Origin of the sequence: Enterobacter cloacae complex sp. GF14B, from assembly GCF_004136805.1 — a bacterium.
In the GTDB taxonomy this organism is placed as follows: Bacteria; Pseudomonadota; Gammaproteobacteria; order Enterobacterales; family Enterobacteriaceae; genus Enterobacter; species Enterobacter hormaechei_C.
On sequence record NZ_QFRV01000032.1, the window covers coordinates 16,191 to 42,278 of the forward strand.

The following is a 26,088-nucleotide window of genomic DNA, read 5'->3' on the forward strand; positions in this document are numbered from 1 at the left end:
TATCAATATTCGTTCCTGAAAAAAAACGAGAATGCGTTTTTATTTGAAGGAACGAGCAATGAAAAAAAATAAACATCAGGGAGAAGGGCTTATTCCCGCCATATCCCGGCGTCATTTTATTCAGGCAGGGTCGGCGCTCGCCGCCCTGCCGTTTGTCGTCAAAACCGGCAAAGTACAGGCACAGGACGCGGCGGTTTCAGACGCTACGCCTGAAGAAAAAGTGGTGCAAACCTGTAGTACGTTTGACTGCGGCGGCAAGTGTGATATTCGTGCTCACGTCAGTGATGGCGTTGTGACCCGAATTTCAACGCGACCGGATAACGCGCTGGATCCGCAGATGCCAGTGATGCGCGCCTGCGTTCGTGGTCGGGCTTATCGGAAATTTGTTTATCATCCCGATCGGCTTAAATATCCAATGAAACGCGTGGGTAAACGTGGCGAAGGAAAATTCGAACGTATTACCTGGGATGAAGCCACCACCCTTATTGCGAATCAATTAAAAACTATTACGCAAAAATACGGTGCTGCGTCACGCTATGTTCATGTGGGCACCGCGGTGTCCGGCGGGACCTTTTCCGGCGATAAAATGGTTCGTCGTCTGCTCAACTTAACCGGCGGCTATCTCGAAAGCTATCACTCGGTCAGTATGGGTAACACGGCGGCGGCAACGCCGTATACCTATGGCACCGCCGCCAGCGGCAGCTCTCTGGACACGCTGCTGGACACCAAACTGGTCATTCTCTGGGGGCATAACCCGACGGAAACCATCTTCGGGCACAGCAACCACTTCTACCAGAAGATGAAGCAAAACGGCACGCGCTTTATCGTTGTTGACCCACGCTATTCCGATACGGTTTCCTCCCTTGCCGATCAGTGGATCCCATTGCTTCCTGCCACGGACAACGCCCTGATGGACGCGATGATGTATGTGATCGTCACGGAGAATCTGCACGATCGCGACTTTATTCAACGCTACACCCTGGGCTTTGACGAAGACGCCATGCCAGAAGGCGTTCCGGCCAATGAATCCCTGATGGCTTACCTGAGCGGTGCAAAGGATGGCGTGGCGAAAACGCCCGAGTGGGCAGAGAAAATCACTCACGTGCCTGCACAAACTATTCGTCAGCTGGCGCGCGACTACGCAACCACCAAACCCGCCGCGCTGATCCAGGGCTGGGGACCGCAGCGTCACAACTGCGGCGAGCGCACCGCGCGCGGCTCGACGATACTGGCCACGCTGACGGGTAACGTTGGGGTGAAAGGCGGCTGGGCAGCAGGCTATGGAGGCTGCGCAAACCGCAAATTTGCGGCCGGGCCAGAGATGCCGGATAACCCGGTCAAAGCCAAAATTTCGGTCATGAACTGGGTGCAGGCTGCTGATGATGCTTCTAAGGTAACCGCGGAAGATGGCCTGAAGGATGCTGAGAAGCTGGACAGCGATATCCGCATCCTGTTCTCGCTGGCGGGCAATTATCTGGCTAACCAGAACCCGGATCTTCATCAGGCAACCCGTGTCCTGGAAGACGAGTCGAAAATCGAGTTTATCGTCGCAAGCGATCTGTTTATGACGCCTAGCGCCAGATACGCCGACCTCCTTTTGCCGGAAACCAGCTTTATGGAACGCTGGAATATCGGCGAAACCTGGGGCACGGCAAGCTATCTGATCCTGTCAGAAAAGCTCATTGAACCTGAATTTGAACGCCGTTCAGACTACGACTGGCTGCGGGAGGTCGCTGCTAAGCTTGGCGTCGAGCCAGCGTTCAGCGAGGGCCGTGACGAAAAAGCGTGGATTGAGCACATCTGGGAGCAGACGCGGCTGTCCATGCCGGATGAAAACCTGCCGGACTTCGCGACGCTACAGAAGACGCGTCAGCATCTTTTCAAAAGCGCGCCGTACGTTGCCTTTGAAGACAACATTCGCGATCCGCAGAATCATCCGTTCCCGACGCCGTCCGGAAAAATTGAGATCTTCTCGAAGCGTCTGTACGACATGCATCACCCGGAAATTCCGGCGCTGTCGCACTACGTGCCTGCCCATGAAGGGCCGGAAGACGAGCTGGCGAAAACCTTCCCGCTCCAGCTGATCACCTGGAAAGGGAAAAACCGCGCTAACTCCACCCAGTACGCCAACCCGTGGTTAATTGAGGCGCAGCAGCAAAAGCTGTGGATCAACCCGCAGGATGCGCAAAAGCGCGGCATTGCGCAGGGGGATACCGTGCGTATTCATAACGCGCGCGGCATTTGCGAGATCCCGGCGGAGGTCACGCCGCGCATCATTCCAGGCGTGGTGGCCATGCAGGCAGGCGCCTGGTGGCTGCCGGACGAGCAGGGTATCGATAAAGGCGGCTGCGCGAACGTGCTCAGTTCCGCCCGTATTACCGCGCTTGCGAAAGGGAATTCCCATCAAACCATGCTGGTGGAGGTAGCTAAAGCATGAGTCAGTTTAAACATTACGCACCGGTGAGCGACAAACAGCTGGGTTTTTATATCGACTCTTCTCGCTGCTCGGGCTGCAAGGCATGCCAGGTGGCGTGCAAAGATAAAAACAACCTTGAGGTCGGACGTCGTTTCCGTCGCGTTTATGAAGTCAATGGCGGGAATTTCATCCCAACCGGGCAGGGCGGCGTCAGCAACAATGTGTTTGCCTACACGCTCTCTATTTCCTGTAACCACTGTGCAGACCCAATCTGCACTAAAAACTGTCCGACCACGGCGATGCACAAGCGTCCGGGAGACGGCATTGTGCGCGTTGATACTGATAAGTGCGTCGGCTGCGGCTACTGCGCGTGGTCTTGCCCTTACGGCGCGCCACAGCTCAACGAGCAGACCGGGCAGATGTCCAAATGTGATTTCTGCGTGGATCTCCAGGCGAAGGGAGAGCAGCCCGTCTGTGTGGCAACCTGTCCACTCGAAGCGATTAAATTCGGGCCGATTGATGAACTGCGGGCGAAGTATGGTGCGGTCTGTGATGTGAAAGACTTGCCTGATTCCTCCATCACCAAACCAAACCTGGTGATCAAAGCGCATCAGGGCGCAGAGAAAGAGGGGAAACGTCATGCATGAGTTACCGCTGCTGATTTTTACGCTGTTCCTGCAAGGATCGGTTGGCGTTACGCTGTGGCTGGCGTTCGGAAGCACGCAACGTAGCGCGCTGCTGCCGGCTGCCGGAGCGTTTGTGCTGGCGAGCCTGGGGCTGCTCGCCTCCGCGCTGCACATGGGCTATCCGCTTAATGCTTTTAACGCGCTGCGCCACGTATCCAGCTCCTGGCTGAGCCGTGAGATTATCTTTGCCAGTCTTTATCTTGCGGCACTTGGCCTCGCAACGCTGCTGATGTTTGTCAAAAAGCCTGGCTGGAAGCCACTGCTGGTTGTGGCAGGTCTTGTCGGGCTGGTGGATGTGTTCTGCATGGCGCAGATCTACATGCACGCATCCGTGGTGACATGGCAGCATGTTAACACTCTGGTGCTGTTTATCGGTTCGGTGGGGATTATCGGTTCAGCCTGCATGGTCGTTGGGACGCGTTCCCAGTCAACCGTGCGTGCGGCGGTTGTCATTATCACGCTGCTGGTGCTTGTGCGTCTGGTGATGCAGCCCGTCTGGCTGGCAGATATTACGGCTATGGACCACACCGTGGTGACGTTCCCTCATGCACCGCTACAGATGCTGGAGCAACTGCGAACCGTTCATCTGCTGAGCTGGTGCGTATCCGTTGCGGGTATGCTGTGCTTTGCTGCGGGCGGTCTGAAAGCGGCGCGATCTCCCATACTGCTGGGAGGCGCGTTGCTGATTGTCGGTGAGCTGATGCTGCGCTTTGTTTTCTTCAGTATTGGCTGATGGGCGGATTGACCTTTGCCCCGGCGATGGACGTGACGCATGCGTGCGTCCGTCGCCGTTTTCGCCACTCTTCCTGCCTCGCCTGCGCGGACGTCTGTCCTGTGCAGGCTTTTTCTTTTACCGACTCAGGCGTCTCGGTTGATGACAGCCGCTGTATTGAATGCGGTGACTGCCTGTTCGTCTGCCCCGCTGGGGCCATCACCGGCATCACGCCGCGAAAACGCTTTCTGAGTGGCGATACGCTTGTTGGGCCGTTTACTGACCGTGCGCCAGGGGTGAATGAGCTTCTGCTGTGGCACGCGCAGTACCACGTTCGTTTTATCAGTATCGACGCGGAGCAGAATCCTGACTGGTTGCTGGCGATTGCCCGGCTGAATCTGGCGCTTCGTCGACGCGGTGAAGCGGCGTGGGCGTTTAAACATATACCCGTCAACGAGGTTAATACCGCCCGGCGTGCGCTGATGCACGTTCCCCGTGAGGATGTCCGGGTCTGTAGCGTCGTGCCCGGTCAGCGTGATCTGCGCAGGGCGTTTTCTGCGTTTAGCGAGGCAGAGATAACTCTCGATACCGAATCCTGCGTACTCTGCGGCGCGTGCTGGCGGAGTTGTACGGAAAACGCGATTCGGTTTGAGAACACTGAACTGGTCGTGGAAACCGGACGCTGTACGGGGTGCGGCGGCTGCGTAGCGGTATGCCAGCATGCGGCGATAAACGTGACGCAAACAGAAGGAACAGCGAAAAGCGTGACCATACCGGCATATGAAGCCGTTTGCCTGACGTGCCACCGTCATTTCTGGTCATTTACGTCTGATGAAAAGCAGTGTCCGCTCTGTTTTCATCATCAACACGGTATGCGAAATACGAGCTGTTGCTAATCTTCGTCTCATTTTAAAAAAATGTTATGCATAACCATAGGCAATGGCGCTATTGCTCTTTATAATCCGCGCCACACCATACTCAGGTATGCAAAAACAACAGAACATTTTACAGAGGTTATCAATGGCTATTGAACGTACTTTTTCCATCATCAAACCAAACGCGGTGGCAAAAAACGTTATTGGCAGCATCTTCGCTCGCTTTGAATCAGCAGGGTTTAAGATCGTTGGCACCAAAATGCTGCACCTGACCGTTGAGCAGGCTCGCGGTTTCTACGCTGAGCACGAAGGTCGCCCATTCTTTGACGGTCTGGTCGAGTTCATGACTTCTGGCCCAATCGTGGTATCCGTACTGGAAGGCGAAAACGCGGTACAGCGTCACCGCGATCTGCTGGGTGCAACCAACCCGGACAACGCACTGGCAGGTACTCTGCGCGCCGACTACGCAGACAGCTTCACCGAGAACGGCACCCACGGTTCCGACTCTGTTGAATCTGCTGCGCGCGAAATCGCGTTCTTCTTCGCTGAAGGCGAAGTGTGCCCGCGCACTCGCTAATAATTTCGTAAATGCCGCGTGCAAACGTGGCATCCCTGCGCCAGACTTTGTACAATGCAACGCCCCGGACGAGCAGACTGCTTACCGGGGCGTTTCTTTTCAACCCACCAAGGGCCACAACGTGTAACAACGAGGCCGGAAAAAATTATGTCTGAATTAGTGAATACCTCCGAAGTCGCCATTCCTGCGGTTCCCAATAAAAATGGAAAAATTAACCTGCTGGACCTGAACCGTCAGCAGATGCGCGAGTTCTTTAAAGAGATGGGCGAGAAGCCGTTTCGTGCCGATCAGGTCATGAAATGGATGTACCACTATTGCAGCGACAACTTTGATGACATGACGGACATCAACAAAGTGCTGCGCAATAAGCTTAAAGAAGTGGCTGAAATCCGCGCACCGGAAGTGGTGGAAGAGCAGCGCTCTTCAGATGGCACCATCAAGTGGGCCATTGCCGTTGGCGATCAGCGCGTTGAAACCGTGTATATCCCGGAAGACGATCGCGCCACGCTGTGCGTCTCTTCTCAGGTGGGCTGTGCGCTGGAGTGCAAATTCTGCTCTACGGCGCAGCAGGGCTTTAACCGTAACCTGCGCGTGTCGGAAATCATCGGCCAGGTCTGGCGTGCCGCGAAAATCGTGGGCGCGGCGAAAGTCACCGGTACACGTCCAATCACCAACGTGGTGATGATGGGGATGGGTGAACCGCTGCTCAACCTGACCAACGTCGTTCCGGCGATGGAAATTATGCTCGACGATTTCGGTTTTGGTCTGTCCAAGCGCCGCGTTACGCTCTCTACTTCCGGCGTGGTGCCTGCGCTGGACAAACTGGGTGACATGATTGACGTTGCGCTGGCCATCTCTCTTCACGCGCCAAACGACGCCATCCGTGACGAAATTGTGCCGATCAACAAAAAGTACAATATCGAAACCTTCCTGGCTGGCGTGCGCCGTTACCTGGAGAAATCCAACGCTAACCAGGGCCGCGTGACCATTGAATACGTGATGCTGGATCATGTTAACGACGGTACCGAGCATGCACATGAGCTGGCTGAACTGCTTAAAGATACGCCATGCAAGATCAACCTGATCCCATGGAACCCGTTCCCGGGCGCGCCGTATGGCCGTAGCTCGAACAGCCGTATCGATCGCTTCTCAAAAGTGCTGATGGAGTATGGTTTCACCACCATCGTACGTAAAACGCGTGGCGACGATATCGACGCAGCCTGTGGCCAGCTGGCGGGTGACGTTATTGACCGTACCAAGCGTACGCTGCGTAAGCGTATGCAGGGTGAGTCAATCGCGGTTAAAACCGTTTGATTATTATGCAGACACGGCGCATTTTTTGCGCCGTGAAGCATTAATTTACTGAATATTCAGTCACAATCATCACGACTGATTAATAATTACGGTGCGTTTCATACGACTTTCGGGCAGTATGTAACGACGTAACAACAGTTTAGCGTGAAGGCCTGCCAGCGCTGTCATCTGCGGCCCGACAGTCTTATACTGTTTGTTCCAGGTTAACTGACCTAAAGTTTCGCGGTGCGGGTGGCATTGTGACTCACCGGCACCTGAACCCTTATTTTCACGTACCAGTAGTTGTAGCGAATGAATACTGAAGCCACTCACGATCAAAATGCAGCACTCTCCACTGGCGTTCGTCTTCGCAACGCCCGTGAACAACTCGGACTTAGCCAGCAAGCCGTTGCAGAACGCCTGTGCCTGAAGGTTTCCACCGTTCGCGATATTGAAGAAGATAAGGCACCCGCCGATCTGGCTTCAACGTTTCTGCGCGGTTATATCCGTTCTTACGCCAAACTGGTTCATATCCCTGAAGACGAATTACTGCCGATGATGGAGAAGCAGGCGCCTGTGCGTGCGGCAAAAGTTGCGCCGATGCAAAGCTTCTCTCTGGGTAAACGTCGTAAAAAACGCGATGGCTGGCTGATGAGCTTTACCTGGCTGGTCCTGTTTGTGGTTGTCGGCCTGACGGGCGCATGGTGGTGGCAAAACCACAAAGCGCAGCAGGAAGAGATCACCACCATGGCCGATCAGTCCTCCGCTGAGCTTAATCAGTCTGGTAATAACGGCGCGCAAAGCGTGCCGTTGAGCACCGAAGGGGCGACCTCCAGCGAACCTCAGTCGGCAGCAAGCAACACGCCTGCAACCGAGCCAGCGGCGACGCCAGAAGCGACGGCGAATACCGCGCCAGCCACCCAGACCCAGGATCAGAACGCGGTCGTATCACCTTCTCAGGCCAATGTTGATACCGCCCCTGCGGCAACGGCACCGGCAGAGAACACCGCGGCGTCACTGCCAACTGACCCGGCTGGCACGGCGGCACCTGCCGTGGACCCGAATGCGCTGGTGATGAATTTTACGGCTGATTGCTGGCTGGAAGTGACTGACGCGACAGGTAAAAAGCTGTTCAGCGGCCTGCAACGTAAAGATGGCACGTTAAATCTAACGGGCCAGGCACCTTACAAGCTTAAAATCGGCGCACCGGCAGCGGTACAGATCCAGTATCAAGGAAAACCTGTCGATCTGAGCCGCTTTATCAGAACTAACCAGGTTGCGCGTCTTACCGTTAATGCCGAACAATCAGCAGCACAGTAACAGACGGGCAATGCGGGAGATTTTACATGCATAACCAGGCTCCTATTCAACGTAGAAAATCGAAACGGATTTACGTTGGGAACGTGCCAATCGGCGATGGGGCGCCTATCGCCGTCCAGTCGATGACCAATACGCGTACTACGGATGTAGAAGCGACGGTCAATCAAATCAAAGCATTAGAACGCGTCGGCGCGGACATTGTTCGCGTCTCTGTGCCTACCATGGACGCCGCCGAGGCGTTCAAACTGATCAAGCAGCAGGTGAGTGTTCCGCTGGTTGCCGATATTCACTTCGATTACCGTATCGCGCTGAAAGTCGCTGAATACGGTGTCGATTGTCTGCGTATTAACCCAGGCAACATCGGCAACGAAGAGCGCATTCGCATGGTGGTTGACTGCGCCCGCGACAAAAACATTCCAATCCGTATCGGCGTAAACGCTGGCTCTCTGGAAAAAGATCTCCAGGAAAAGTACGGTGAGCCGACGCCGCAGGCGCTGCTCGAATCCGCCATGCGTCACGTCGATCACCTGGATCGCCTTAACTTCGATCAGTTCAAAGTGAGCGTGAAAGCGTCTGACGTCTTCCTGGCCGTTGAATCGTATCGTCTGCTGGCAAAACAGATCGATCAGCCGCTGCATCTTGGCATCACCGAGGCGGGCGGTCTGCGCAGCGGTTCGGTAAAATCGGCGATTGGTCTCGGCCTGCTGCTCTCTGAAGGCATCGGCGACACGTTACGCGTCTCCCTGGCCGCCGATCCGGTGGAAGAGATCAAAGTCGGTTTCGACATCCTGAAATCACTGCGTATCCGCGCGCGTGGGATCAACTTCATCGCCTGCCCAACCTGTTCACGTCAGGAGTTTGACGTGATTGGCACCGTGAATGCTCTGGAGCAGCGCCTGGAAGACATCATCACCCCGATGGACGTTTCCATCATCGGCTGCGTGGTGAACGGTCCGGGTGAAGCGCTGGTGTCCACGCTGGGCGTGACCGGCGGTAACAAGAAAAGTGGTCTCTATGAGGATGGCGTTCGTAAAGATCGTCTGGATAATAGTGACATGATCGACCAGCTCGAAGCCCGCATTCGTGCAAAAGCGACGATGATGGACGAAGCGCAGCGCATCAGCGTTCAGCAGGTTGAAAAATAACGTGATGGGAAGCAGGCTGCTTCCCATGTATGATTGAACCCATTCTTTGGGTTCTTTTTTGTATATAGAAAGAGAATAAACGTGGCAAAAAACATTCAAGCCATCCGCGGCATGAACGATTATCTGCCTGGCGAAACCGCCATCTGGCAGCGCATTGAAGGCACACTGAAGCAGGTGCTCGGCAGCTACGGTTACAGCGAAATTCGTTTGCCGATTGTAGAGCAGACCCCGTTATTCAAACGCGCGATCGGCGAAGTAACCGACGTGGTTGAAAAAGAGATGTATACCTTTGAGGACCGCAACGGCGACAGCCTGACCCTGCGTCCTGAGGGGACGGCGGGTTGCGTACGCGCCGGCATCGAACATGGTCTCCTGTACAATCAGGAGCAGCGCCTGTGGTATATCGGCCCGATGTTCCGCCACGAACGTCCGCAAAAAGGCCGCTACCGTCAGTTCAACCAGCTTGGCGTGGAAGTGTTTGGTCTGCAAGGACCAGATATCGATGCTGAACTGATTATGCTGACTGCCCGCTGGTGGCGTGCGCTCGGTATTTCTGAACACGTATCCCTGGAGCTGAACTCTATCGGTTCTCTGGAAGCGCGTGCGAACTATCGCGATGCGCTGGTGGCGTTCCTGGAACAGCACAAAGAGAAGCTCGACGAAGACTGTAAGCGTCGTATGTACAGCAACCCGCTGCGCGTACTCGATTCCAAAAATCCTGACGTACAGGCGCTGCTGAACGATGCGCCAGCGCTGGGTGACTACCTGGATGAGGATTCTCGCGAACACTTTGCCGGCCTGTGCAAGCTGCTTGAAGCGGCGGGCATTGCTTATACCGTTAACCAGCGTCTGGTGCGCGGTCTGGACTACTACAACCGCACCGTATTTGAGTGGGTCACCACCAGCCTCGGTTCGCAGGGCACCGTCTGTGCTGGCGGTCGTTATGACGGTCTGGTCGAGCAACTGGGTGGTCGCGCAGCACCGGCAGTAGGCTTCGCGATGGGCCTTGAGCGACTTGTTTTGCTGGTTCAGGCAGTTAATCCGGAATTTAAAGCCGATCCTGTTGTCGATATATACCTGGTGGCCTCAGGTGCGGATACGCAGTCTGCGGCAATGCAGCTTGCCGAACGCGTGCGCGATGCGCTGCCGGACGTTAAGCTGATGACCAACCACGGCGGCGGCAACTTTAAAAAACAGTTTGCTCGTGCCGATAAGTGGGGCGCAAGTATCGCACTGGTGCTGGGTGAGTCCGAAGTGGCCAACGGCGAAGTGGTAGTTAAAGACCTGCGCTCTGGTGAGCAAACTACGGTAACGCAGGATGGCGTTGCGGCGCACTTGCGCACTCTATTGGGCTAAGGAGAAGGACTGCGTGGAAATTTACGAGAACGAACACGACCAGGTTGATGCGGTTAAACGCTTCTTTGCTGAAAACGGCAAGGCACTGGTTGTAGGGGTTATTTTAGGTGTTGGTGCGCTGGTAGGCTGGCGTTACTGGAACAATCATCAGGCTGACTCTGCTCGCGGTTCGTCCCTGAACTACGAAAATACCGTTAGCGCAATCCGTGCCGATCAGCCGCAAACGCTGACGGCTGCGGAGAAATTTGCCGCTGACAACAAAAACACCTACGGCGCGCTGGCTGCGCTGGAAGTGGCTCAGCAGTATGTTGATAAAAACGAACTGGACAAAGCCGCTGCGCAACTGTCTCAGGGGCTTGCTGCTGCCAGTGACGATAATCTGAAAGCGGTGATCAATCTGCGTCTGGCGCGTATCCAGGTTCAGCAGAAAAAAGCCGACGACGCGCTCAAAACGCTTGATACCATTAAAGGCGAAGGCTTTGCCGCTATTGTTGCCGATCTTCGCGGTGAAGCACTGCTGAGTAAGGGTGATAAAGCGGGCGCGCGTAAAGCGTGGCAAGCTGGCGTGGATAGTAAAGCTTCACCTGCGCTGAGCGAAATGATGCAGATGAAAATAAATAATTTGTCCGTCTGAGAGGGACCCAATGCAATTGCGTAAATTACTTCTGCCAGGACTGCTTTCTGTTACGTTATTGAGTGGTTGTTCACTGTTCAGTGGCGAAGAAGACGTTGTTAAAATGTCCCCGCTGCCGACGGTTGAAAACCAGTTCACCCCATCCACCGCCTGGGACACTTCCGTAGGCGATGGTATTGGCGATTTTTATTCCAACCTGCACCCGGCATTTGCTGACGGCGTTGTCTATGCGGCCGATCGCAAAGGCACCGTTAAAGCGCTGAACGCTGATGACGGAAAAGAAGTGTGGTCCATTAACCTGGCGGAAAAAGACGGCTGGTTCTCCCGTAAACCTGCACTGCTTTCTGGCGGCCTGACCGTTACTGGCGGTCACGTGTATGTGGGCAGCGAAAAAGCGCAGGTTTACGCGCTGAATGCCAGCGACGGTTCGGTTGCATGGCAGACCACCGTTGCCGGTGAATCCTTGTCGCGTCCGGTTGTCAGCGACGGCCTGGTGCTGATCCATACCAGCAACGGCCAGTTGCAGGCGCTGAACGAAGCCGATGGTCTGGTAAAATGGACGGTTAACCTGGATATGCCAGCGCTGTCTCTGCGTGGTGAATCTGCTCCGGCGACCGCATTTGGCGCCGCCATTGTGGGCGGTGACAACGGCCGTGTCAGTGCGGTACTGATGCAGCAGGGCCAGATGATCTGGCAGCAGCGTATTTCCCAGGCGACCGGTTCAACTGAAATCGACCGTCTGAGTGACGTGGACACCACGCCAGTTATCGTCGACGGTGTGGTTTACGCGCTGGCGTATAACGGCAACCTGACGGCGCTGGACCTGCGTAGCGGCCAGATCATGTGGAAACGTGAGCTGGGTTCCGTGAACGATTTCATCGTCGACGGCAACCGTATTTATATGGTGGATCAGAACGACCGCCTGCTGGCGCTGAGCACCGAAGGTGGCGTAACGCTGTGGACGCAAAGCGATCTGCTGCACCGTCTGCTGACCGCACCGGCACTGTATAACGGCAGCCTGGTGGTGGGCGACAGCGAAGGCTATATGCACTGGATCGATCCAGAGAATGGCCGCTTCGTGGCACAGCAGAAAGTGGATAGCTCAGGCTTCCTGACGGAGCCCGTTGTGGCTGACGGCAAACTGCTGATTCAGGCAAAAGACGGCACGCTGTACGCGATCACGCGTTAATTACCCGGCGGTTGTAGTATACTAAACGGCTCCTGTTCACTCAGGAGCCGTTTTGACATTTTTAAAAACGCTGCGAAAGCGACGTTATTTTGAATTTTATGAGGCTTCAAACATGGTACCTGTGGTCGCGCTTGTCGGGCGCCCTAACGTTGGAAAATCCACTCTTTTTAACCGTTTAACACGCACCCGTGATGCGCTGGTTGCGGATTTCCCGGGGCTGACGCGTGACCGTAAGTACGGTCGTGCAGAGGTGGAAGGACGCGAGTTCATCTGTATCGATACCGGGGGTATTGACGGTACGGAAGACGGCGTAGAAACCCGCATGGCAGAGCAATCTCTGCTGGCTATCGAAGAAGCGGATGTCGTTCTGTTTATGGTGGATGCTCGCGCTGGCCTGATGCCCGCGGATTCTGCTATCGCTAAACATCTGCGTTCACGCGAAAAGCCAACCTTCCTGGTGGCGAACAAAACTGACGGCATCGATGCCGATCAGGCCATTGCGGATTTCTGGTCTTTAGGCCTGGGCGATATTTATCCTATCGCGGCCTCGCATGGCCGTGGCGTCACCAGCCTGCTGGAAACCGTTCTGCTGCCGTGGGTTGATGAAGTAAACCCACCGGAAGAGGTGGATGAGGACGCTGAATACTGGGCGCAGTTTGAAGCCGGAGAAGAAGGAGAGGAAGAGCCGGAAGACGACTTCAACCCGCAGGATCTGCCTATCAAGCTGGCTATCGTGGGTCGCCCAAACGTGGGTAAGTCTACGCTTACTAACCGTATTCTCGGCGAAGAGCGCGTGGTGGTTTACGACATGCCAGGCACAACGCGTGACAGCATCTACATTCCAATGCAGCGCGATGAACGTGAGTACGTACTTATCGACACCGCAGGGGTGCGTAAGCGCGGGAAAATCACCGATGTGGTGGAAAAATTCTCGGTGATCAAGACCCTTCAGGCGATTGAAGACGCCAACGTGGTGCTGCTGGTTATTGACGCACGTGAAGGTATCTCCGATCAGGATCTCTCTCTGCTCGGCTTTATCCTCAATAGTGGGCGCTCACTGGTTATCGTCGTCAACAAGTGGGACGGCCTGAGCAATGAAGTGCGCGAGCAGGTGAAAGAGACGCTGGACTTCCGTCTGGGCTTTATCGACTTTGCCCGCGTTCACTTTATCTCTGCCCTGCACGGGAGTGGTGTCGGCAACCTGTTCGAATCCGTTCGTGAAGCTTATGACAGCTCTACCCGCCGTCAGAGCACGGCGATGCTGACCCGTATCATGAACATGGCTGCTGAAGACCACCAGCCGCCGCTGGTGCGCGGTCGTCGCGTGAAGCTGAAATATGCTCACGCCGGGGGATATAACCCGCCTATCGTGGTGATCCACGGTAACCAGGTGAAGGATCTGCCGGACTCCTACAAACGGTACCTGATGAACTACTTCCGCAAGTCGCTGGACGTGATGGGTACGCCTATCCGTATTCAGTTCAAGGAAGGGGAAAACCCGTTTGCGAATAAACGCAACACCCTGACGCCGAACCAGATGCGTAAGCGTAAGCGTTTGATTAAGCACATTAAGAAAAGCAAATAATCCTTACCGATCTCACTAAAACCCGCGCCTGTCGCGGGTTTTTTTCGCTCATTCAAAAGGCCCGCCTTCCCTGTGTGATGTCAATCACTATTCGCTTTGAACCATGTTTATATCTAAGAAAGTAGACAATCGTCGAATTTTCGTCTTAAAGTCCAGGGTTCGGTACTAGACAAAACTAGCGCCTGGTTATCAAATGGTTAACCAACATTTCGCCGCATGTAAAAAATCGATCGGATACGTAACCGTTCGGCGTACATGCTGGTGTTTACAAGCACGACACATACCTTTTCGGGAGAATTATGCAATCCTCTGTTAATCAAAAAGAGAGCCGAACCTTCTTCGGCCATCCTTATCCGCTCGGTTCTCTGTTCTTCACCGAGATGTGGGAGCGTTTCTCGTTTTACGGTATTCGCCCGCTACTGATCCTGTTTATGGCCGCCACCGTGTATGACGGCGGAATGGGCCTGGCGCGTGAAAACGCCTCGGCGATTGTCGGTATTTTTGCTGGCACCATGTACCTCGCCGCGCTGCCGGGCGGCTGGCTGGCGGATAACTGGCTCGGCCAGCAGCGGGCCGTCTGGTACGGTTCGATTTTGATTGCGCTTGGGCACCTGTCGATTGCCCTGTCGGCCATCATGGGCGACAACCTGTTCTTCATCGGCCTGATGTTTATCGTGCTCGGCTCCGGCCTGTTCAAGACCTGTATCTCGGTCATGGTGGGGACACTGTACAAAAAGGGCGATGCGCGTCGTGACGGCGGTTTCTCGCTGTTCTATATGGGCATCAACATGGGCTCGTTCATTGCCCCTCTGATTTCCGGCTGGCTGATTAAAACCCACGGCTGGCACTGGGGCTTTGGTATCGGTGGTATTGGGATGCTGGTCGCCCTGATTATCTTCCGCGTGTTTGCCGTTCCGGCCATGAAGCGTTACGACAGCGAAGTCGGTCTGGACTCCACCTGGAACAGTCCGGTAGTGAAACGTAACGGCGTGGGCGCCTGGCTGCTGGCGCTGGCTGTGGGTGTTGCAATCATCGTTACGTTGATTGCCCAGGGCGTGATTGTGATTAATCCGGTCGCGGTCGCCAGCGTGCTGGTGTATGTGATTGCCGCCTCCGTCGCGCTCTACTTCATCTATCTGTTCATCTTCGCCGGGCTGAATCGCAAAGAGCGCGCAAGGCTGCTGGTGTGCTTTATTCTGCTGGTCTCCGCCGCGTTCTTCTGGTCCGCGTTCGAGCAGAAGCCAACCTCCTTCAACCTGTTCGCCAACGACTACACTAACCGCATGATCGGTGATTTTGAGATCCCGGCGGTGTGGTTCCAGTCGATTAATGCCCTGTTCATCATTCTGCTGGCCCCGGTATTTAGCTGGGCATGGCCGAAGCTGGCGAGCAAAAACATTCGTCCGAGCAGCATCACCAAGTTCGTGATCGGTATTCTGTGTGCAGCGGCGGGCTTTGGCCTGATGATGCTGGCGGCGCAGAACGTACTGAGCAACGGTGGGGCAGGGGTTTCTCCGTTCTGGCTGGTGGGTAGTATCCTGATGCTGACGCTCGGGGAACTGTGCCTGAGTCCGATTGGTCTGGCGACCATGACCCTGTTGGCGCCGGAAAGAATGCGCGGCCAGATGATGGGCCTGTGGTTCTGCGCCAGTGCGCTGGGTAACCTGGCTGCGGGGCTGATTGGCGGTCACGTGAAGGCCGACCAGCTGGATATGCTGCCAGACCTCTTTGCCCGTTGCTCCATTGCGCTGCTGATTTGTGCTGCGGTGCTGATCGTCCTCATTGTTCCGGTACGTCGCATGCTGGAAAATGCGCAAACTAAACCGGCTACCGAAGCCTGATACTATTCAGTCTGCCGGGGCAGTTGTCCTGTCCCGGCCCAACTCAACAGGAGAGAGCATGTCGATTACCTGTCCGGATTGCCACGCAGCGCTCGAGCCGCAAAACGGTATCGCGCACTGCGACAGCTGCAATAAAGATATTCCCCTCGAAGCGCGCTGCCCTGACTGCCATCAGCCGCTTCAGGTACTCAAGGCCTGCGGCACGGTGGATTACTTCTGTCAGAACGGCCACGGGCTGATCTCAAAAAAACGCGTCGAGTTCGTCAGGGCTGGGGCTTAATCGCACACGCAGCCTTCTCCTTTTTGCCATAGCTCAATCAGCGATTCCGGCGCTTCCTGCTCCGGAACCAGCACAATAATATCGGTATACTGCGCCTGATTGTGCCGGGTCCAGATTATCTGAATGCGAAAATAGCGCTGATCGCCGCTGCCCGGAGACGACGCCTGGCCCGGTGGCTGTCCGCGCGGGATAGCCTGTTCCAGAATATTTACCACGCGCTGACGCTGCGCCTCGTTGAGCGTGGAGAGGGCGATTGTGCGCTGACCGCTCAGCTTAGGAATAAAGGCGACGCCGCCTTCCCGGGCCAGCTCAACCACGGCGTCATCCGTCAGTTCCGGTACCTGCATTACAGTACTCCCACCTGTTCCCAGGCTTGTTTTATAGCCGCCCCAACGTCGCTACCGGAGCGTTTCTCGCCGTGCGCGATCGTCAGTTTTGCAAAGGCATCAAAATCCGCATCCTGCGCCAGGTTGCGATCGCAAACCGTGTCGTACCAGGCATAACCCGCTTTTTCCCAGGCGTAGCCACCGATCGCCGTTGCGGCCAGGTAAAACGCGCGGTTGGGGATGCCGGAGTTAAGATGCACGCCGCCGTTATCCTCGCGCGTTTTGATGAAGTCTTTCATGTGCGCGGGCTGCGGGTCTTTGCCGAGCAGCGGATCGTCGTAGGCGGTACCGGGTTCAGACATGGAACGTAGCCCTTTCCCGTTGATACCCTCCGCCAGCAGACCCTCACCAATCAGCCAGTCTGCCCGATCGGCGGTTTGCTTAAGATGGTATTGCTTCACCAGCGAGCCAAACACGTCTGACAGCGACTCGTTTAGCGCGCCCGACTGTTCAAAATAAATCAGCCCGGCTTCGGTCTCGGTCACGCCGTGGCTAAGCTCATGCGCCACCACGTCGATGGCAATGGTGAAGCGGTTGAAGATTTCTCCGTCACCGTCGCCAAAGACCATCTGCTGGCCGTTCCAGAAGGCGTTCTGATATTCCCGACCATAATGCACGGTGCCGGTGAGGATCAGTCCTTTGTTATCGAGTGAATCGCGCTGATATTCTTTCCAGAAGAAATCATGGGTGATACCCAGATAATCGTACGCTTCATCCACCGCCACATCGCCGTTGGAGGGCTGGCCTTCATAGCGCACCTGGGTACCCGGCAGCTCCTGGGTCTGTTTCGCATCGTAGATGTCACGCTCAAGCTGTCCGGCTTTATTCACATGCGGCGCGGCGGGCTTGCCCGGCATATGCGCCATCAGGGTTTGCACATGGGTTAATGTCTGACGGGCGCAGCGCTGCTGGGGCTCTGACCCGCTTTCGATAATACGACGAAGAATATACGGAGGGATGACGCTATGAAGATGGGGCATGCTGCTCTCCTTATTAAAAAAGGCAATAGCAGCAGTATAGTTTGTAACCGGCGAAGATTTATCCGCTTTTACGCTGGCGCGTTTTTTTCATCGGTTTGATCTCTTTCACCTCACTCTCGACCCAGCCGTCAGAAAGCCGGGTGGTGAGTACATCCCCGGCTTTGACCTGTTTCGTCTGCTTCAACACTTTGCCGTCCGTCGCGGTGGTCACACTATAGCCGCGGGCCAGCGTGGAGAGCGGGCTGACGGCTTCCAGATGGGTGACCGCATTGCCAAAACGCTCGCGCGTGGTGCTCAGGCGTGAGCGGATATTTTCCGCGAGGCGATACTCAAGCTGCTGGATCCGCGTTTGTGCGCGATAAATCTTCGGCTGCGGATTCTGCTGGTTCAGACGCTGCGTCGTGCGCTGCTGGCGCGATACCGCCCGCTTAAGCTGGTTATCCAGCGCGAAGTTCATCCGCTGACGCAGACGTTCCAGCACGGTTTGCTGACGCGCGAGACGCAATTGCGGATGCTGCTGTTGCAGACGATGGTGAAGCTGGGTAAAGCGGCGGGTACGGTTGGCGAGGAAGTAGTCCATCGCCATCTCCAGGCGCTGCTGCCCGTTCTGGATCTGACGCAGCAGCTCCTGCTGGTTACGGCTGACTACCTCTGCCGCCGCGGACGGCGTGGGCGCGCGTAAATCCGCGACAAAATCCGCTATCGTCACATCCGTTTCATGGCCGACGGCGCTTACCACCGGGATAAGGCTGGCAAAGATTGCCCGCGCCACGCGCTCGTCGTTAAAGCTCCACAGGTCTTCCAGCGAGCCGCCGCCGCGCCCGACGATCAGGACATCACACTCCTGACGCGCATTCGCCAGCTCAATGGCGCGCACGATCTGCCCCGGCGCATCGTCACCCTGAACGGCAGTCGGGTAGATAATGACGGGCAGGGAAGGGTCACGGCGCTTCAGGACGTGCAAAATATCGTGCAGGGCCGCACCGGTTTTCGACGTGATAACCCCAACGCAGTGGGCTGGTGAGGGAAGGGGTTTTTTAAACTGCTGGTCGAACAATCCCTCAGCCGAAAGCATGGCTTTTAGCTGCTCGTACTTCTGTTGCAGCAAGCCTTCACCGGCGGGCTGCATGCTCTCGACGATAATCTGATAATCGCCGCGCGGCTCATACAGGGTAATGTTGGCGCGAACCAGAACCTGCTGGCCATGCTGAGGACGGAACGTCACGCGACGGTTGCTGTTGCGGAACATCGCGCAGCGCACCTGAGCGGTGTCGTCTTTCAGCGTAAAGTACCAGTGACCGGAAGCAGGCTGCGTGAAGTTAGAGATTTCACCGCTGATCCAGACCTGTCCCATTTCCTGCTCAAGCAGCAAACGTACCGTCTGATTAAGGCGGCTGACAGTATAAATTGAGGGGGATTGAGAGGATAACATGTGAGCGGGATCAAATTCTAAATCAGCAAGTTATTCAGTCGATAGTAACCTTCTGAGAGGTGAGCGCAAGCATTTTTTTCAAAAAAGTGTGGATGCAATCGGTTACGCTCTGTATAATGCCACGGCAATATTTAACCACCCAGGTCAGAGATATTGCCCATGCTACGTATCGCTAAAGAAGCACTGACGTTTGACGACGTCCTCCTCGTTCCCGCTCACTCCACCGTTCTGCCGAATACTGCCGACCTCAGCACGCAGTTGACGAAAACCATTCGTCTGAACATTCCTATGCTCTCCGCAGCAATGGACACCGTGACTGAAGCGCGTCTGGCTATCGCCCTGGCACAGGAAGGCGGCATTGGCTTTATCCACAAAAACATGTCTATCGAGCGTCAGGCGGAAGAAGTTCGCCGCGTGAAGAAGCATGAATCCGGTATCGTGTCCGATCCTCAGACCGTTCTGCCAACCACCACGCTGCACGAAGTGAAAGCCCTGACCGAGCGTAACGGCTTTGCAGGCTATCCGGTAGTCACTGAAGACAACGAACTGGTGGGTATCATTACCGGTCGTGACGTGCGTTTCGTGACTGACCTGAACCAGCCTGTCAGCGTCTACATGACACCAAAAGAGCGTCTGGTGACCGTGCGTGAAGGCGAAACCCGCGACGTGGTGCTGGCGAAAATGCACGAAAAACGCGTTGAGAAAGCGCTGGTAGTGGACGCGAACTTCCACCTGCGCGGCATGATCACCGTTAAAGATTTCCAGAAAGCAGAACGTAAACCGAACGCCTGTAAAGACGAGCATGGCCGTCTGCGCGTCGGCGCTGCGGTTGGCGCAGGTGCGGGTAACGAAGAGCGCGTTGACGCGCTGGTTGCTGCGGGCGTTGACGTGCTGCTGATTGACTCCTCCCACGGCCACTCCGAAGGCGTTCTGCAACGTATTCGTGAAACCCGTGCTAAATACCCGGATCTCCAGATCATCGGCGGTAACGTAGCAACAGGCGCAGGCGCTCGCGCGCTGGCGGAAGCGGGTTGCAGCGCGGTGAAAGTGGGTATCGGTCCTGGCTCTATCTGTACCACCCGTATCGTCACCGGCGTAGGCGTGCCGCAGATCACGGCGGTTTCTGACGCGGTTGAAGCGCTGGAAGGCACCGGTATTCCGGTTATCGCGGACGGCGGTATCCGTTTCTCTGGCGACATCGCCAAAGCGATCGCCGCAGGTGCCGCAGCCGTGATGGTGGGCTCCATGCTGGCCGGTACCGAAGAATCCCCGGGTGAAATCGAACTCTACCAGGGGCGTTCTTATAAATCCTACCGCGGTATGGGCTCCCTGGGCGCGATGTCTAAAGGTTCCTCTGACCGTTACTTCCAGACCGATAACGCTGCTGACAAACTGGTACCGGAAGGTATCGAAGGTCGCGTGGCGTATAAAGGCCGCCTGAAAGAGATCATTCACCAGCAGATGGGCGGCCTGCGCTCCTGTATGGGGCTGACCGGCTGTGGTACCATTGACCTGCTGCGTACCAAAGCGGAATTCGTACGCATCAGCGGTGCGGGTATCCAGGAGAGCCACGTTCACGACGTGACGATCACCAAAGAGTCCCCGAACTACCGTCTGGGCTCCTGATAAATTTCCGCGCCCGGCTCAATGCCGGGCGCTTTGTTTTGTTTCACTTGCCTCGGAATTAGCGTCAATGACGGAAAACATTCATAAACATCGCATTCTCATCCTGGACTTTGGTTCTCAGTACACTCAGCTGGTGGCGCGCCGCGTGCGTGAGCTGGGCGTTTACTGTGAGCTGTGGGCGTGGGATGTCACGGAAGCACAGATTCGCGAATTCAATCCAAGCGGCATCATCCTGTCCGGCGGCCCGGAAAGCACCACCGAAGAGAACAGCCCGCGCGCGCCGCAGTACGTGTTCGAAGCGGGCGTACCGGTGTTCGGCGTTTGCTACGGTATGCAGACCATGGCGATGCAGCTGGGCGGCCACGTAGAAGGCTCTAACGAGCGTGAGTTCGGCTACGCACAGGTTGAAGTTGTCACCGACAGCGCGCTGGTGCGCGGTATCGAAGACTCCCTGACCGCAGACGGCAAGCCGCTGCTGGACGTGTGGATGAGCCACGGCGACAAGGTTACCGCCATCCCGTCCGACTTCGTGACCGTTGCCAGCACCGAAAGCTGCCCGTTCGCCATCATGGCGAACGAAGAAAAACGTTTCTACGGCGTGCAGTTCCACCCGGAAGTGACCCATACCCGTCAGGGTATGCGCATGCTGGAGCGCTTCGTGCGTGACATCTGCCAGTGTGAAGCCCTGTGGACCCCGGCAAAAATCATCGACGACGCCGTGGAGCGTATCCGCCAGCAGGTTGGCGATGACAAAGTGATCCTCGGCCTCTCCGGTGGCGTGGACTCCTCTGTGACCGCGATGCTGCTGCACCGCGCCATCGGCAAAAACCTGACCTGTGTCTTCGTGGATAACGGCCTGCTGCGCCTGAACGAAGCGAAGCAGGTTATGGACATGTTTGGCGACCACTTCGGTCTGAACATCGTTCACGTGGAAGGCGAGCAGCGTTTCCTGGACGCGCTGAAAGGCGAGAACGATCCGGAAGCGAAACGTAAGATCATCGGTCGCGTGTTCGTGGAAGTGTTCGACGAAGAAGCGCTGAAGCTGGAAGACGTGAAATGGCTGGCGCAGGGCACTATCTACCCTGACGTGATCGAGTCTGCGGCCTCCGCAACCGGTAAAGCGCACGTTATCAAATCTCACCACAACGTGGGCGGCCTGCCGAAAGAGATGAAGATGGGTCTGGTGGAACCGCTGCGTGAGCTGTTCAAAGACGAAGTGCGTAAAATCGGTCTGGAGCTGGGGCTGCCGTACGACATGCTCTACCGTCACCCATTCCCGGGCCCGGGCCTCGGCGTACGCGTGCTGGGCGAAGTGAAGAAAGAGTACTGCGACCTGCTGCGTCGCGCGGACGCGATCTTCATCGAAGAGCTCCACAAAGCTGACCTGTACAACAAAGTGAGCCAGGCGTTCACCGTGTTCCTGCCGGTACGCTCCGTCGGCGTGATGGGCGATGGCCGTAAGTACGACTGGGTTGTTTCCCTGCGTGCGGTGGAAACCATCGACTTCATGACCGCGCACTGGGCGCACCTGCCGTATGACTTCTTAGGCCGCGTGTCTAACCGCATCATCAACGAAGTGAACGGCATTTCCCGCGTGGTGTATGACATCAGCGGCAAGCCACCGGCGACGATCGAGTGGGAATGATTTCGCGTCTGGCAACAGCCTGCACGTAAAAGCAGTAAAGTACCTCTAAGCCCGCGTAACTGCGGGCTTTTTTGTTTTTGTATCTGGCACTTTCTGGCAGCTGTTAGCAACGGGAAGCACGGTTTTTTCAATGGAATTTTTGATGGTACTCTCTGGTTTCGAATTCAGGTTTGAAAAAGTACCATGTGATAAATTTCGGTTGAGTTATGGTATTTATTTTTTATAACTCAATTAAAAACAGATAGTTAAACAACTTTTCTGAATTTTTTACAACATGGTATTTTTGATAAAGGAAAACAATAAAACATGTTGACTGACACCAGGCTGCGTCACCTTAAGCCGAAGGAGAAACTCTATAAAGTTAATGACCGTGATGGTCTGTATGTTGCGGTCACTCCGGCTGGAACTATTTCATTTCGTTATAACTATTCAATAAACGGAAGACAGGAGACCGTTACTTTTGGCCGCTATGGTGTTGGAGGGATCACGCTTGCAGAAGCGCGTGAACGGCTCAATGAAGCTAAAAAAATGGTTGCCAGTGGAAGATCGCCTGCGAGGGAAAAAGCTAGAGATAAAGCTCGTATCAAAGATGCGGAGACTTTTGGTGCATGGGCTGAGAAATGGTTACGCGGTTATCAAATGGCTGAATCGACGCGTGATATGCGGCGTTCGGTATATCAAAGGGAGTTGAAGTCAAAATTTGCGCAGCAGAAATTGACGGAGATTACACATGAAGACTTACGCGCATTAACCGATAACATTGTCGAGAGAGGGGCACCGGCGACAGCTGTGCACGCCAGAGAGATTGTATTGCAAGTCTATCGCTGGGCTATTGAGCGCGGTCAGAAGGTTGAGAATCCCGCTGATCTGGTACGGCCTGCAAGCATAGCGAAATTTGAGCCTCGTGACAGGGCATTGACGCCAGTTGAAATTGGTCTGATGTATCGGTACATGGAACGGGTAGGAACGACGCCATCAATCAGAGCAGCGGTTAAACTTTTGCTGTTAACGATGGTACGTAAAAGTGAGCTTACTAACGCAACCTGGAACGAGATCAATTTTAGTGAGGCATTATGGACGATACCAAAGGAGAGGATGAAACGACGTAATCCACATTTGGTTTTTCTTTCCAGACAGGCAATGGATATTATGATTGCTCTCAAAACCTTTGCCGGTAGCTCTGATTTTATCCTTCCTTCGCGGTACGATTCCGATGCGCCAATGAGTAGCGCTACTTTAAACCGGGTTTTGACACTGACGTATCGTCTGGCTCAGAAAGAAGGGGAGTTGTTACCTAAGTTTGGTCCCCATGACTTACGGCGTACTGCCAGCACCTTGCTACATGAGGCCGGGTACAATACTGACTGGATTGAGAAGTGCCTTGCCCATGAACAAAAGGGGGTACGAGCTGTTTATAACAAGGCTGAATATCGTGAGCAGAGGGCCGAGATGCTACAAGATTGGGCGAATATGATTGATGAATGGACTAGTAAGTAGTTAATAATCAGTAATTTAAGTGGATATACTTCTTTTATCTACGCCAGGAGAGCAATTTTAGCCGCTAAAATTTACTGAATCTTTACTGGTTTTATCTGGATTGCATAAAAAGGAAAAATAAAAGTGCCTGAGTTGTCTGTAATTATACAATGGATGAATCAATACCCTAAGACCGGCTGGCTATTGCTGTGTATCTATATTGCACTCGGTGTAGTTCGTCACAGAGTAATTAATGCTGAATCTGGAAGTGTATTTCGTGGACTACTCAATCTTAGGAAGCGCCGGCTAGAGCAAATGCTGACACAGCCATATTTGAATAAAAATTCGGTCCGTCTGGCAAAGCGTGAGCTTCGTCAGCGCAGCCTTTATCGGCTCACAGGCTTGTATAATTATCGGCTGCAGGATTTGGCTGTAATAATGTGTGATCGTTATGGGTTGCGGGCTGGTTATCTCAAGCCGTGGCGTAACTGGCTCGAAGAACGGGATGGACGGATTGTGTTCAACAGGAAATGGCATTGTTTTCGCTGGCGTCTTTTTCTGGTAGGTCAGATTGTAAACACAGTTCTACTAATATTATTCATTATGTATATAGTTTCTCATTCTTCGGCCGAAATGATCGCACCGCTTATGTTACTCTTCATGCTTGTATGGTGGTTTCCTTGGCTAATGATCACCTCGGTACCTACCCCTAGGTGGACTCGCGAAATGGAAGTCTATCTTGAGAAATTTAACGCTGAACAGACCATGGTTTAAACTGTTCTTTGTTACCATGCATTCAGAGTGAATTGTCAGAGTTTTGGAAGATTCCATCCTACGAGTAATACTCACAAGGTAATTCACATAATCAATAGGTTAAGTCATAAGCTTCTTGACCCTACATGAGAAGACGAATTTTAGCTGCTAAAAGTTTGGGCATATTTGGACTTAAATGCCACCGACATGATTCTAATAATTAAGCCAGTACCTAATGAGCCAAGAGAAGACAACTGTAAACGCCCCTTGGCTTAGACTTGCTTTCAGGAAAGCGAATGCTTTTTATGGTCAGGGACAAGTAAGGGGATGAGCCATTGCATAACCATAAAACCAATTCGTTCTATGTCATTACAGATCGGCTTCAGTGATTTACTGGTGAGGTAGTATCACTGTGATCCGTTTTGCATAACGCTTACAGCTGCGCTACAAACAATAAACTATAATACTGTATTTTCAAAATCATCAATTTGAAGCAGAGTAATCGCGAAAAACCACTCGTAAGTGGCTGGTTATAATTCAATAAAGTGGATGATATTAAGACTTAAACTGCCACCATAATAGCTCGTGGATATACTATTTTAAATATAAAATTCTTTCCTCACAGACGCTAAGGCCTTGGACACAGCCTGCTTTGTCATAGTTGTGTAGTGATTTTTTTCTAAAACCTGTGCGGTTTCAAACTGGTTAAAACCTTGGTGTTTTAATATGATTATTTTTTTCTTAGTATCAGTGAATTTGGAGTCAACCATTCGTCTGGCAATATTCCTAAGTTTATCTAGATCTGCTGGGGTTAAAGTTTGACCCTGCATCCACTCATGAAAATAGGTATCAATCAATATATCCCCTGTGTTTGCGTTAGCTTTATGCGGTTTAGCGCATTGCCGTCTAAGCCTTATTAATTCTTTATTGAACTGTTCGAGAGACCGCTTTCCTTGTCTGTATTTGGGATTCCATAGACCATTGGTGAGTTTGGGCCTATGGTCAGAACAATATCGATGACTAAGGACCTGTTTTTCATGAACGGGGAACTCATTATCGTTAGCAACAAATTCTGATATCTCACTGATCAACTTGGAAAATTCGGTTAGATTACCGCAGAACTCGCAATAACCGAGCTTACGCTGTGAATTTATAGTTACTCCTTTTGCAGGAGAGGATTTCTTCGGCCGCTTGGATGCGCACTCACTGACTAATTCAATAAGAGACTCAATCGTAGCGGTAAAGCATTTATCAAGAGAAGTTTGTTGATCTAAAGTCAGAACGAAATTACGCAAAAGAAGTCTTTGTGCCTGTACTACGACGTTTAAGCCCACTTTTTTAAGTACATCACTAAATCCTAGATTTACTCCAGAAATGTAGTCTTTATGACTTGGTGGCAGGGAATTTACATAAGCAGCTACTGCTGGATCAATAACTTCCTGTATGAGACGCAGTATTGGATACCTCCGTGAAAATATGGAGTACGGATAACTACGCTCTACAAATAATTTAATTGCAGCTGCAACTGTGAGGTCACAGCCTTCCCAGATAGTAATTTTCATGTCAACCATTTTAGCCAATGAATAGGTTTTAGCAAGTGGTAATGCTTGGCATTGTATAGGCCTGATTGGAAACAGGAGGAAGGCAGATGCAAACAAAGGCACATAGCACGCTCATTAACAGAAAAACACTTCTGGAAATGATCCCATTGTCAGCCCGCACTATTTATAACCTTGAACAGCGAGGCGAGTTTCCTCGCCGTATAGCACTTACTAGCCGAAATGTTGCATGGCAGTTATCCGAAGTAGAACAGTGGATTGCGGATCGTAAATCAGCAATGTTTAAAGCGGCCAGACCCGGTGTTGTTTTAGGTAGGTAACA

23 protein-coding genes are annotated in these 26,088 nt (G+C 53.8%); 19 read left to right on the forward strand and 4 right to left on the reverse strand.

Annotated elements, in window-relative coordinates:
• The first annotated feature begins 58 nt into the window (after positions 1 to 58).
• The 14 genes from DD606_RS12340 to DD606_RS12405 all read left to right on the forward strand — a co-directional run bounded on the left by DD606_RS12340 (position 59) and on the right by DD606_RS12405 (position 15,909).
• Positions 59 to 2,437: a DMSO/selenate family reductase complex A subunit gene (locus DD606_RS12340; protein WP_306768313.1), complete on the forward strand. Its 2,379-nt coding sequence runs from the start codon at positions 59 to 61 to the stop codon at positions 2,435 to 2,437.
• Positions 2,434 to 3,063 (forward strand): DMSO/selenate family reductase complex B subunit, encoded by a 630-nt coding sequence (locus DD606_RS12345; protein WP_129258703.1) that lies wholly within the window; start codon positions 2,434 to 2,436, stop codon positions 3,061 to 3,063. Before DD606_RS12340 ends, DD606_RS12345 begins: the two co-directional genes overlap by 4 nt.
• Complete coding sequence (locus DD606_RS12350; RefSeq protein ID WP_129258705.1) at positions 3,056 to 3,835, forward strand: DmsC/YnfH family molybdoenzyme membrane anchor subunit; 780 nt, start codon at positions 3,056 to 3,058, stop codon at positions 3,833 to 3,835. The genes DD606_RS12345 and DD606_RS12350 overlap by 8 nt, the downstream gene beginning before the upstream one ends.
• Positions 3,835 to 4,710, forward strand: coding sequence for a 4Fe-4S binding protein (locus DD606_RS12355; protein WP_003860626.1), 876 nt, complete (start codon positions 3,835 to 3,837; stop codon positions 4,708 to 4,710). Before DD606_RS12350 ends, DD606_RS12355 begins: the two co-directional genes overlap by 1 nt.
• A gap of 124 nt (positions 4,711 to 4,834) precedes the next feature.
• Complete coding sequence (gene ndk / locus DD606_RS12360) at positions 4,835 to 5,266, forward strand: nucleoside-diphosphate kinase (RefSeq protein WP_003860625.1); 432 nt, start codon at positions 4,835 to 4,837, stop codon at positions 5,264 to 5,266.
• A gap of 147 nt (positions 5,267 to 5,413) precedes the next feature.
• Positions 5,414 to 6,580 (forward strand): bifunctional tRNA (adenosine(37)-C2)-methyltransferase TrmG/ribosomal RNA large subunit methyltransferase RlmN, encoded by a 1,167-nt coding sequence (locus DD606_RS12365; RefSeq protein WP_003860623.1) that lies wholly within the window; start codon positions 5,414 to 5,416, stop codon positions 6,578 to 6,580.
• A gap of 291 nt (positions 6,581 to 6,871) precedes the next feature.
• Positions 6,872 to 7,879, forward strand: a complete 1,008-nt coding sequence (gene rodZ, locus DD606_RS12370; RefSeq protein WP_023325062.1) for a cytoskeleton protein RodZ — start codon at positions 6,872 to 6,874, stop codon at positions 7,877 to 7,879.
• A 26-nt stretch (positions 7,880 to 7,905) separates the two neighbouring features.
• The gene (gene ispG / locus DD606_RS12375) at positions 7,906 to 9,024 is read left to right on the forward strand and encodes a flavodoxin-dependent (E)-4-hydroxy-3-methylbut-2-enyl-diphosphate synthase (RefSeq protein WP_003860619.1); all 1,119 of its coding nucleotides are present in this window, start codon (positions 7,906 to 7,908) and stop codon (positions 9,022 to 9,024) included.
• A gap of 81 nt (positions 9,025 to 9,105) precedes the next feature.
• A complete protein-coding gene (gene hisS, locus DD606_RS12380) occupies positions 9,106 to 10,380 on the forward strand; it encodes a histidine--tRNA ligase (protein ID WP_022649001.1) in 1,275 nt (424 codons plus the stop codon).
• Between the two features lie 13 nt (positions 10,381 to 10,393).
• On the forward strand, positions 10,394 to 11,014 hold the full coding sequence (locus DD606_RS12385; protein WP_003860614.1) for a YfgM family protein: 621 nt from the start codon (positions 10,394 to 10,396) through the stop codon (positions 11,012 to 11,014).
• 10 nt (positions 11,015 to 11,024) lie between these two features.
• Positions 11,025 to 12,203, forward strand: a complete 1,179-nt coding sequence (bamB, locus tag DD606_RS12390) for an outer membrane protein assembly factor BamB (protein ID WP_003860612.1) — start codon at positions 11,025 to 11,027, stop codon at positions 12,201 to 12,203.
• 112 nt (positions 12,204 to 12,315) lie between these two features.
• Positions 12,316 to 13,788: a ribosome biogenesis GTPase Der gene (der, locus tag DD606_RS12395; RefSeq protein WP_003860611.1), complete on the forward strand. Its 1,473-nt coding sequence runs from the start codon at positions 12,316 to 12,318 to the stop codon at positions 13,786 to 13,788.
• 299 nt (positions 13,789 to 14,087) lie between these two features.
• Entirely contained in the window at positions 14,088 to 15,629 is a 1,542-nt protein-coding gene (locus tag DD606_RS12400) for a peptide MFS transporter (RefSeq protein WP_003860609.1), read from the forward strand.
• Between the two features lie 58 nt (positions 15,630 to 15,687).
• Positions 15,688 to 15,909 (forward strand): zinc ribbon domain-containing protein, encoded by a 222-nt coding sequence (locus tag DD606_RS12405; protein ID WP_032609830.1) that lies wholly within the window; start codon positions 15,688 to 15,690, stop codon positions 15,907 to 15,909.
• Here DD606_RS12405 and DD606_RS12410 read toward each other — a convergent pair.
• The 3 genes from DD606_RS12410 to xseA are packed head-to-tail and all read right to left on the reverse strand — an operon-like array spanning position 15,906 to position 18,707.
• Positions 15,906 to 16,256, reverse strand: a complete 351-nt coding sequence (locus DD606_RS12410) for a protealysin inhibitor emfourin (RefSeq protein ID WP_003860606.1) — start codon at positions 16,254 to 16,256, stop codon at positions 15,906 to 15,908. The genes DD606_RS12405 and DD606_RS12410 overlap by 4 nt on opposite strands.
• Positions 16,256 to 17,275 (reverse strand): M4 family metallopeptidase, encoded by a 1,020-nt coding sequence (locus DD606_RS12415; RefSeq protein WP_032609828.1) that lies wholly within the window; start codon positions 17,273 to 17,275, stop codon positions 16,256 to 16,258. Before DD606_RS12415 ends, DD606_RS12410 begins: the two co-directional genes overlap by 1 nt.
• A gap of 58 nt (positions 17,276 to 17,333) precedes the next feature.
• Positions 17,334 to 18,707 (reverse strand): exodeoxyribonuclease VII large subunit, encoded by a 1,374-nt coding sequence (gene xseA / locus DD606_RS12420; RefSeq protein ID WP_023314642.1) that lies wholly within the window; start codon positions 18,705 to 18,707, stop codon positions 17,334 to 17,336.
• Between the two features lie 159 nt (positions 18,708 to 18,866).
• Here xseA and guaB point away from each other — a divergent pair, with 159 nt between their 5' ends.
• The 4 genes from guaB (at position 18,867) to DD606_RS12440 (ending at position 24,228) form a co-directional block, all read left to right on the forward strand.
• Complete coding sequence (guaB, locus tag DD606_RS12425) at positions 18,867 to 20,333, forward strand: IMP dehydrogenase (RefSeq protein WP_003860601.1); 1,467 nt, start codon at positions 18,867 to 18,869, stop codon at positions 20,331 to 20,333.
• Between the two features lie 67 nt (positions 20,334 to 20,400).
• Complete coding sequence (guaA, locus tag DD606_RS12430) at positions 20,401 to 21,978, forward strand: glutamine-hydrolyzing GMP synthase (protein WP_003860599.1); 1,578 nt, start codon at positions 20,401 to 20,403, stop codon at positions 21,976 to 21,978.
• 306 nt (positions 21,979 to 22,284) lie between these two features.
• Positions 22,285 to 23,475 (forward strand): site-specific integrase, encoded by a 1,191-nt coding sequence (locus tag DD606_RS12435; protein WP_089633363.1) that lies wholly within the window; start codon positions 22,285 to 22,287, stop codon positions 23,473 to 23,475.
• A gap of 123 nt (positions 23,476 to 23,598) precedes the next feature.
• Positions 23,599 to 24,228 (forward strand): hypothetical protein, encoded by a 630-nt coding sequence (locus DD606_RS12440; RefSeq protein WP_129258707.1) that lies wholly within the window; start codon positions 23,599 to 23,601, stop codon positions 24,226 to 24,228.
• Positions 24,229 to 24,806: 578 nt separating this feature from the next.
• Here the strand turns inward: DD606_RS12440 and DD606_RS12445 are convergent.
• Positions 24,807 to 25,769, reverse strand: a complete 963-nt coding sequence (locus DD606_RS12445; protein ID WP_224433089.1) for a LuxR family transcriptional regulator — start codon at positions 25,767 to 25,769, stop codon at positions 24,807 to 24,809.
• 86 nt (positions 25,770 to 25,855) lie between these two features.
• Between DD606_RS12445 and DD606_RS12450 the strand changes: the two genes are divergently transcribed.
• Positions 25,856 to 26,086: an AlpA family transcriptional regulator gene (locus DD606_RS12450; RefSeq protein WP_023308174.1), complete on the forward strand. Its 231-nt coding sequence runs from the start codon at positions 25,856 to 25,858 to the stop codon at positions 26,084 to 26,086.
• Positions 26,087 to 26,088: the final 2 nt, after the last annotated feature.

Bases quoted from the DNA above. Each gene is read 5' to 3' on its own strand.
- DD606_RS12340 (WP_306768313.1), top strand. From the start codon at position 59: ATGAAAAAAAATAAACATCAGGGAGAAGGGCTTATTCCCGCCATATCC.
- DD606_RS12345 (WP_129258703.1), top strand. From the start codon at position 2,434: ATGAGTCAGTTTAAACATTACGCACCGGTGAGCGACAAACAGCTGGGT.
- DD606_RS12350 (WP_129258705.1), top strand. From the start codon at position 3,056: ATGCATGAGTTACCGCTGCTGATTTTTACGCTGTTCCTGCAAGGATCG.
- DD606_RS12355 (WP_003860626.1), top strand. From the start codon at position 3,835: ATGGGCGGATTGACCTTTGCCCCGGCGATGGACGTGACGCATGCGTGC.
- ndk (WP_003860625.1), top strand. From the start codon at position 4,835: ATGGCTATTGAACGTACTTTTTCCATCATCAAACCAAACGCGGTGGCA.
- DD606_RS12365 (WP_003860623.1), top strand. From the start codon at position 5,414: ATGTCTGAATTAGTGAATACCTCCGAAGTCGCCATTCCTGCGGTTCCC.
- rodZ (WP_023325062.1), top strand. From the start codon at position 6,872: ATGAATACTGAAGCCACTCACGATCAAAATGCAGCACTCTCCACTGGC.
- ispG (WP_003860619.1), top strand. From the start codon at position 7,906: ATGCATAACCAGGCTCCTATTCAACGTAGAAAATCGAAACGGATTTAC.
- bamB (WP_003860612.1), top strand. From the start codon at position 11,025: ATGCAATTGCGTAAATTACTTCTGCCAGGACTGCTTTCTGTTACGTTA.
- der (WP_003860611.1), top strand. From the start codon at position 12,316: ATGGTACCTGTGGTCGCGCTTGTCGGGCGCCCTAACGTTGGAAAATCC.
- DD606_RS12400 (WP_003860609.1), top strand. From the start codon at position 14,088: ATGCAATCCTCTGTTAATCAAAAAGAGAGCCGAACCTTCTTCGGCCAT.
- DD606_RS12405 (WP_032609830.1), top strand. From the start codon at position 15,688: ATGTCGATTACCTGTCCGGATTGCCACGCAGCGCTCGAGCCGCAAAAC.
- DD606_RS12410 (WP_003860606.1), bottom strand. From the start codon at position 16,256: ATGCAGGTACCGGAACTGACGGATGACGCCGTGGTTGAGCTGGCCCGG.
- DD606_RS12415 (WP_032609828.1), bottom strand. From the start codon at position 17,275: ATGCCCCATCTTCATAGCGTCATCCCTCCGTATATTCTTCGTCGTATT.
- xseA (WP_023314642.1), bottom strand. From the start codon at position 18,707: ATGTTATCCTCTCAATCCCCCTCAATTTATACTGTCAGCCGCCTTAAT.
- guaB (WP_003860601.1), top strand. From the start codon at position 18,867: ATGCTACGTATCGCTAAAGAAGCACTGACGTTTGACGACGTCCTCCTC.
- guaA (WP_003860599.1), top strand. From the start codon at position 20,401: ATGACGGAAAACATTCATAAACATCGCATTCTCATCCTGGACTTTGGT.
- DD606_RS12435 (WP_089633363.1), top strand. From the start codon at position 22,285: ATGTTGACTGACACCAGGCTGCGTCACCTTAAGCCGAAGGAGAAACTC.
- DD606_RS12445 (WP_224433089.1), bottom strand. From the start codon at position 25,769: ATGAAAATTACTATCTGGGAAGGCTGTGACCTCACAGTTGCAGCTGCA.
- DD606_RS12450 (WP_023308174.1), top strand. From the start codon at position 25,856: ATGCAAACAAAGGCACATAGCACGCTCATTAACAGAAAAACACTTCTG.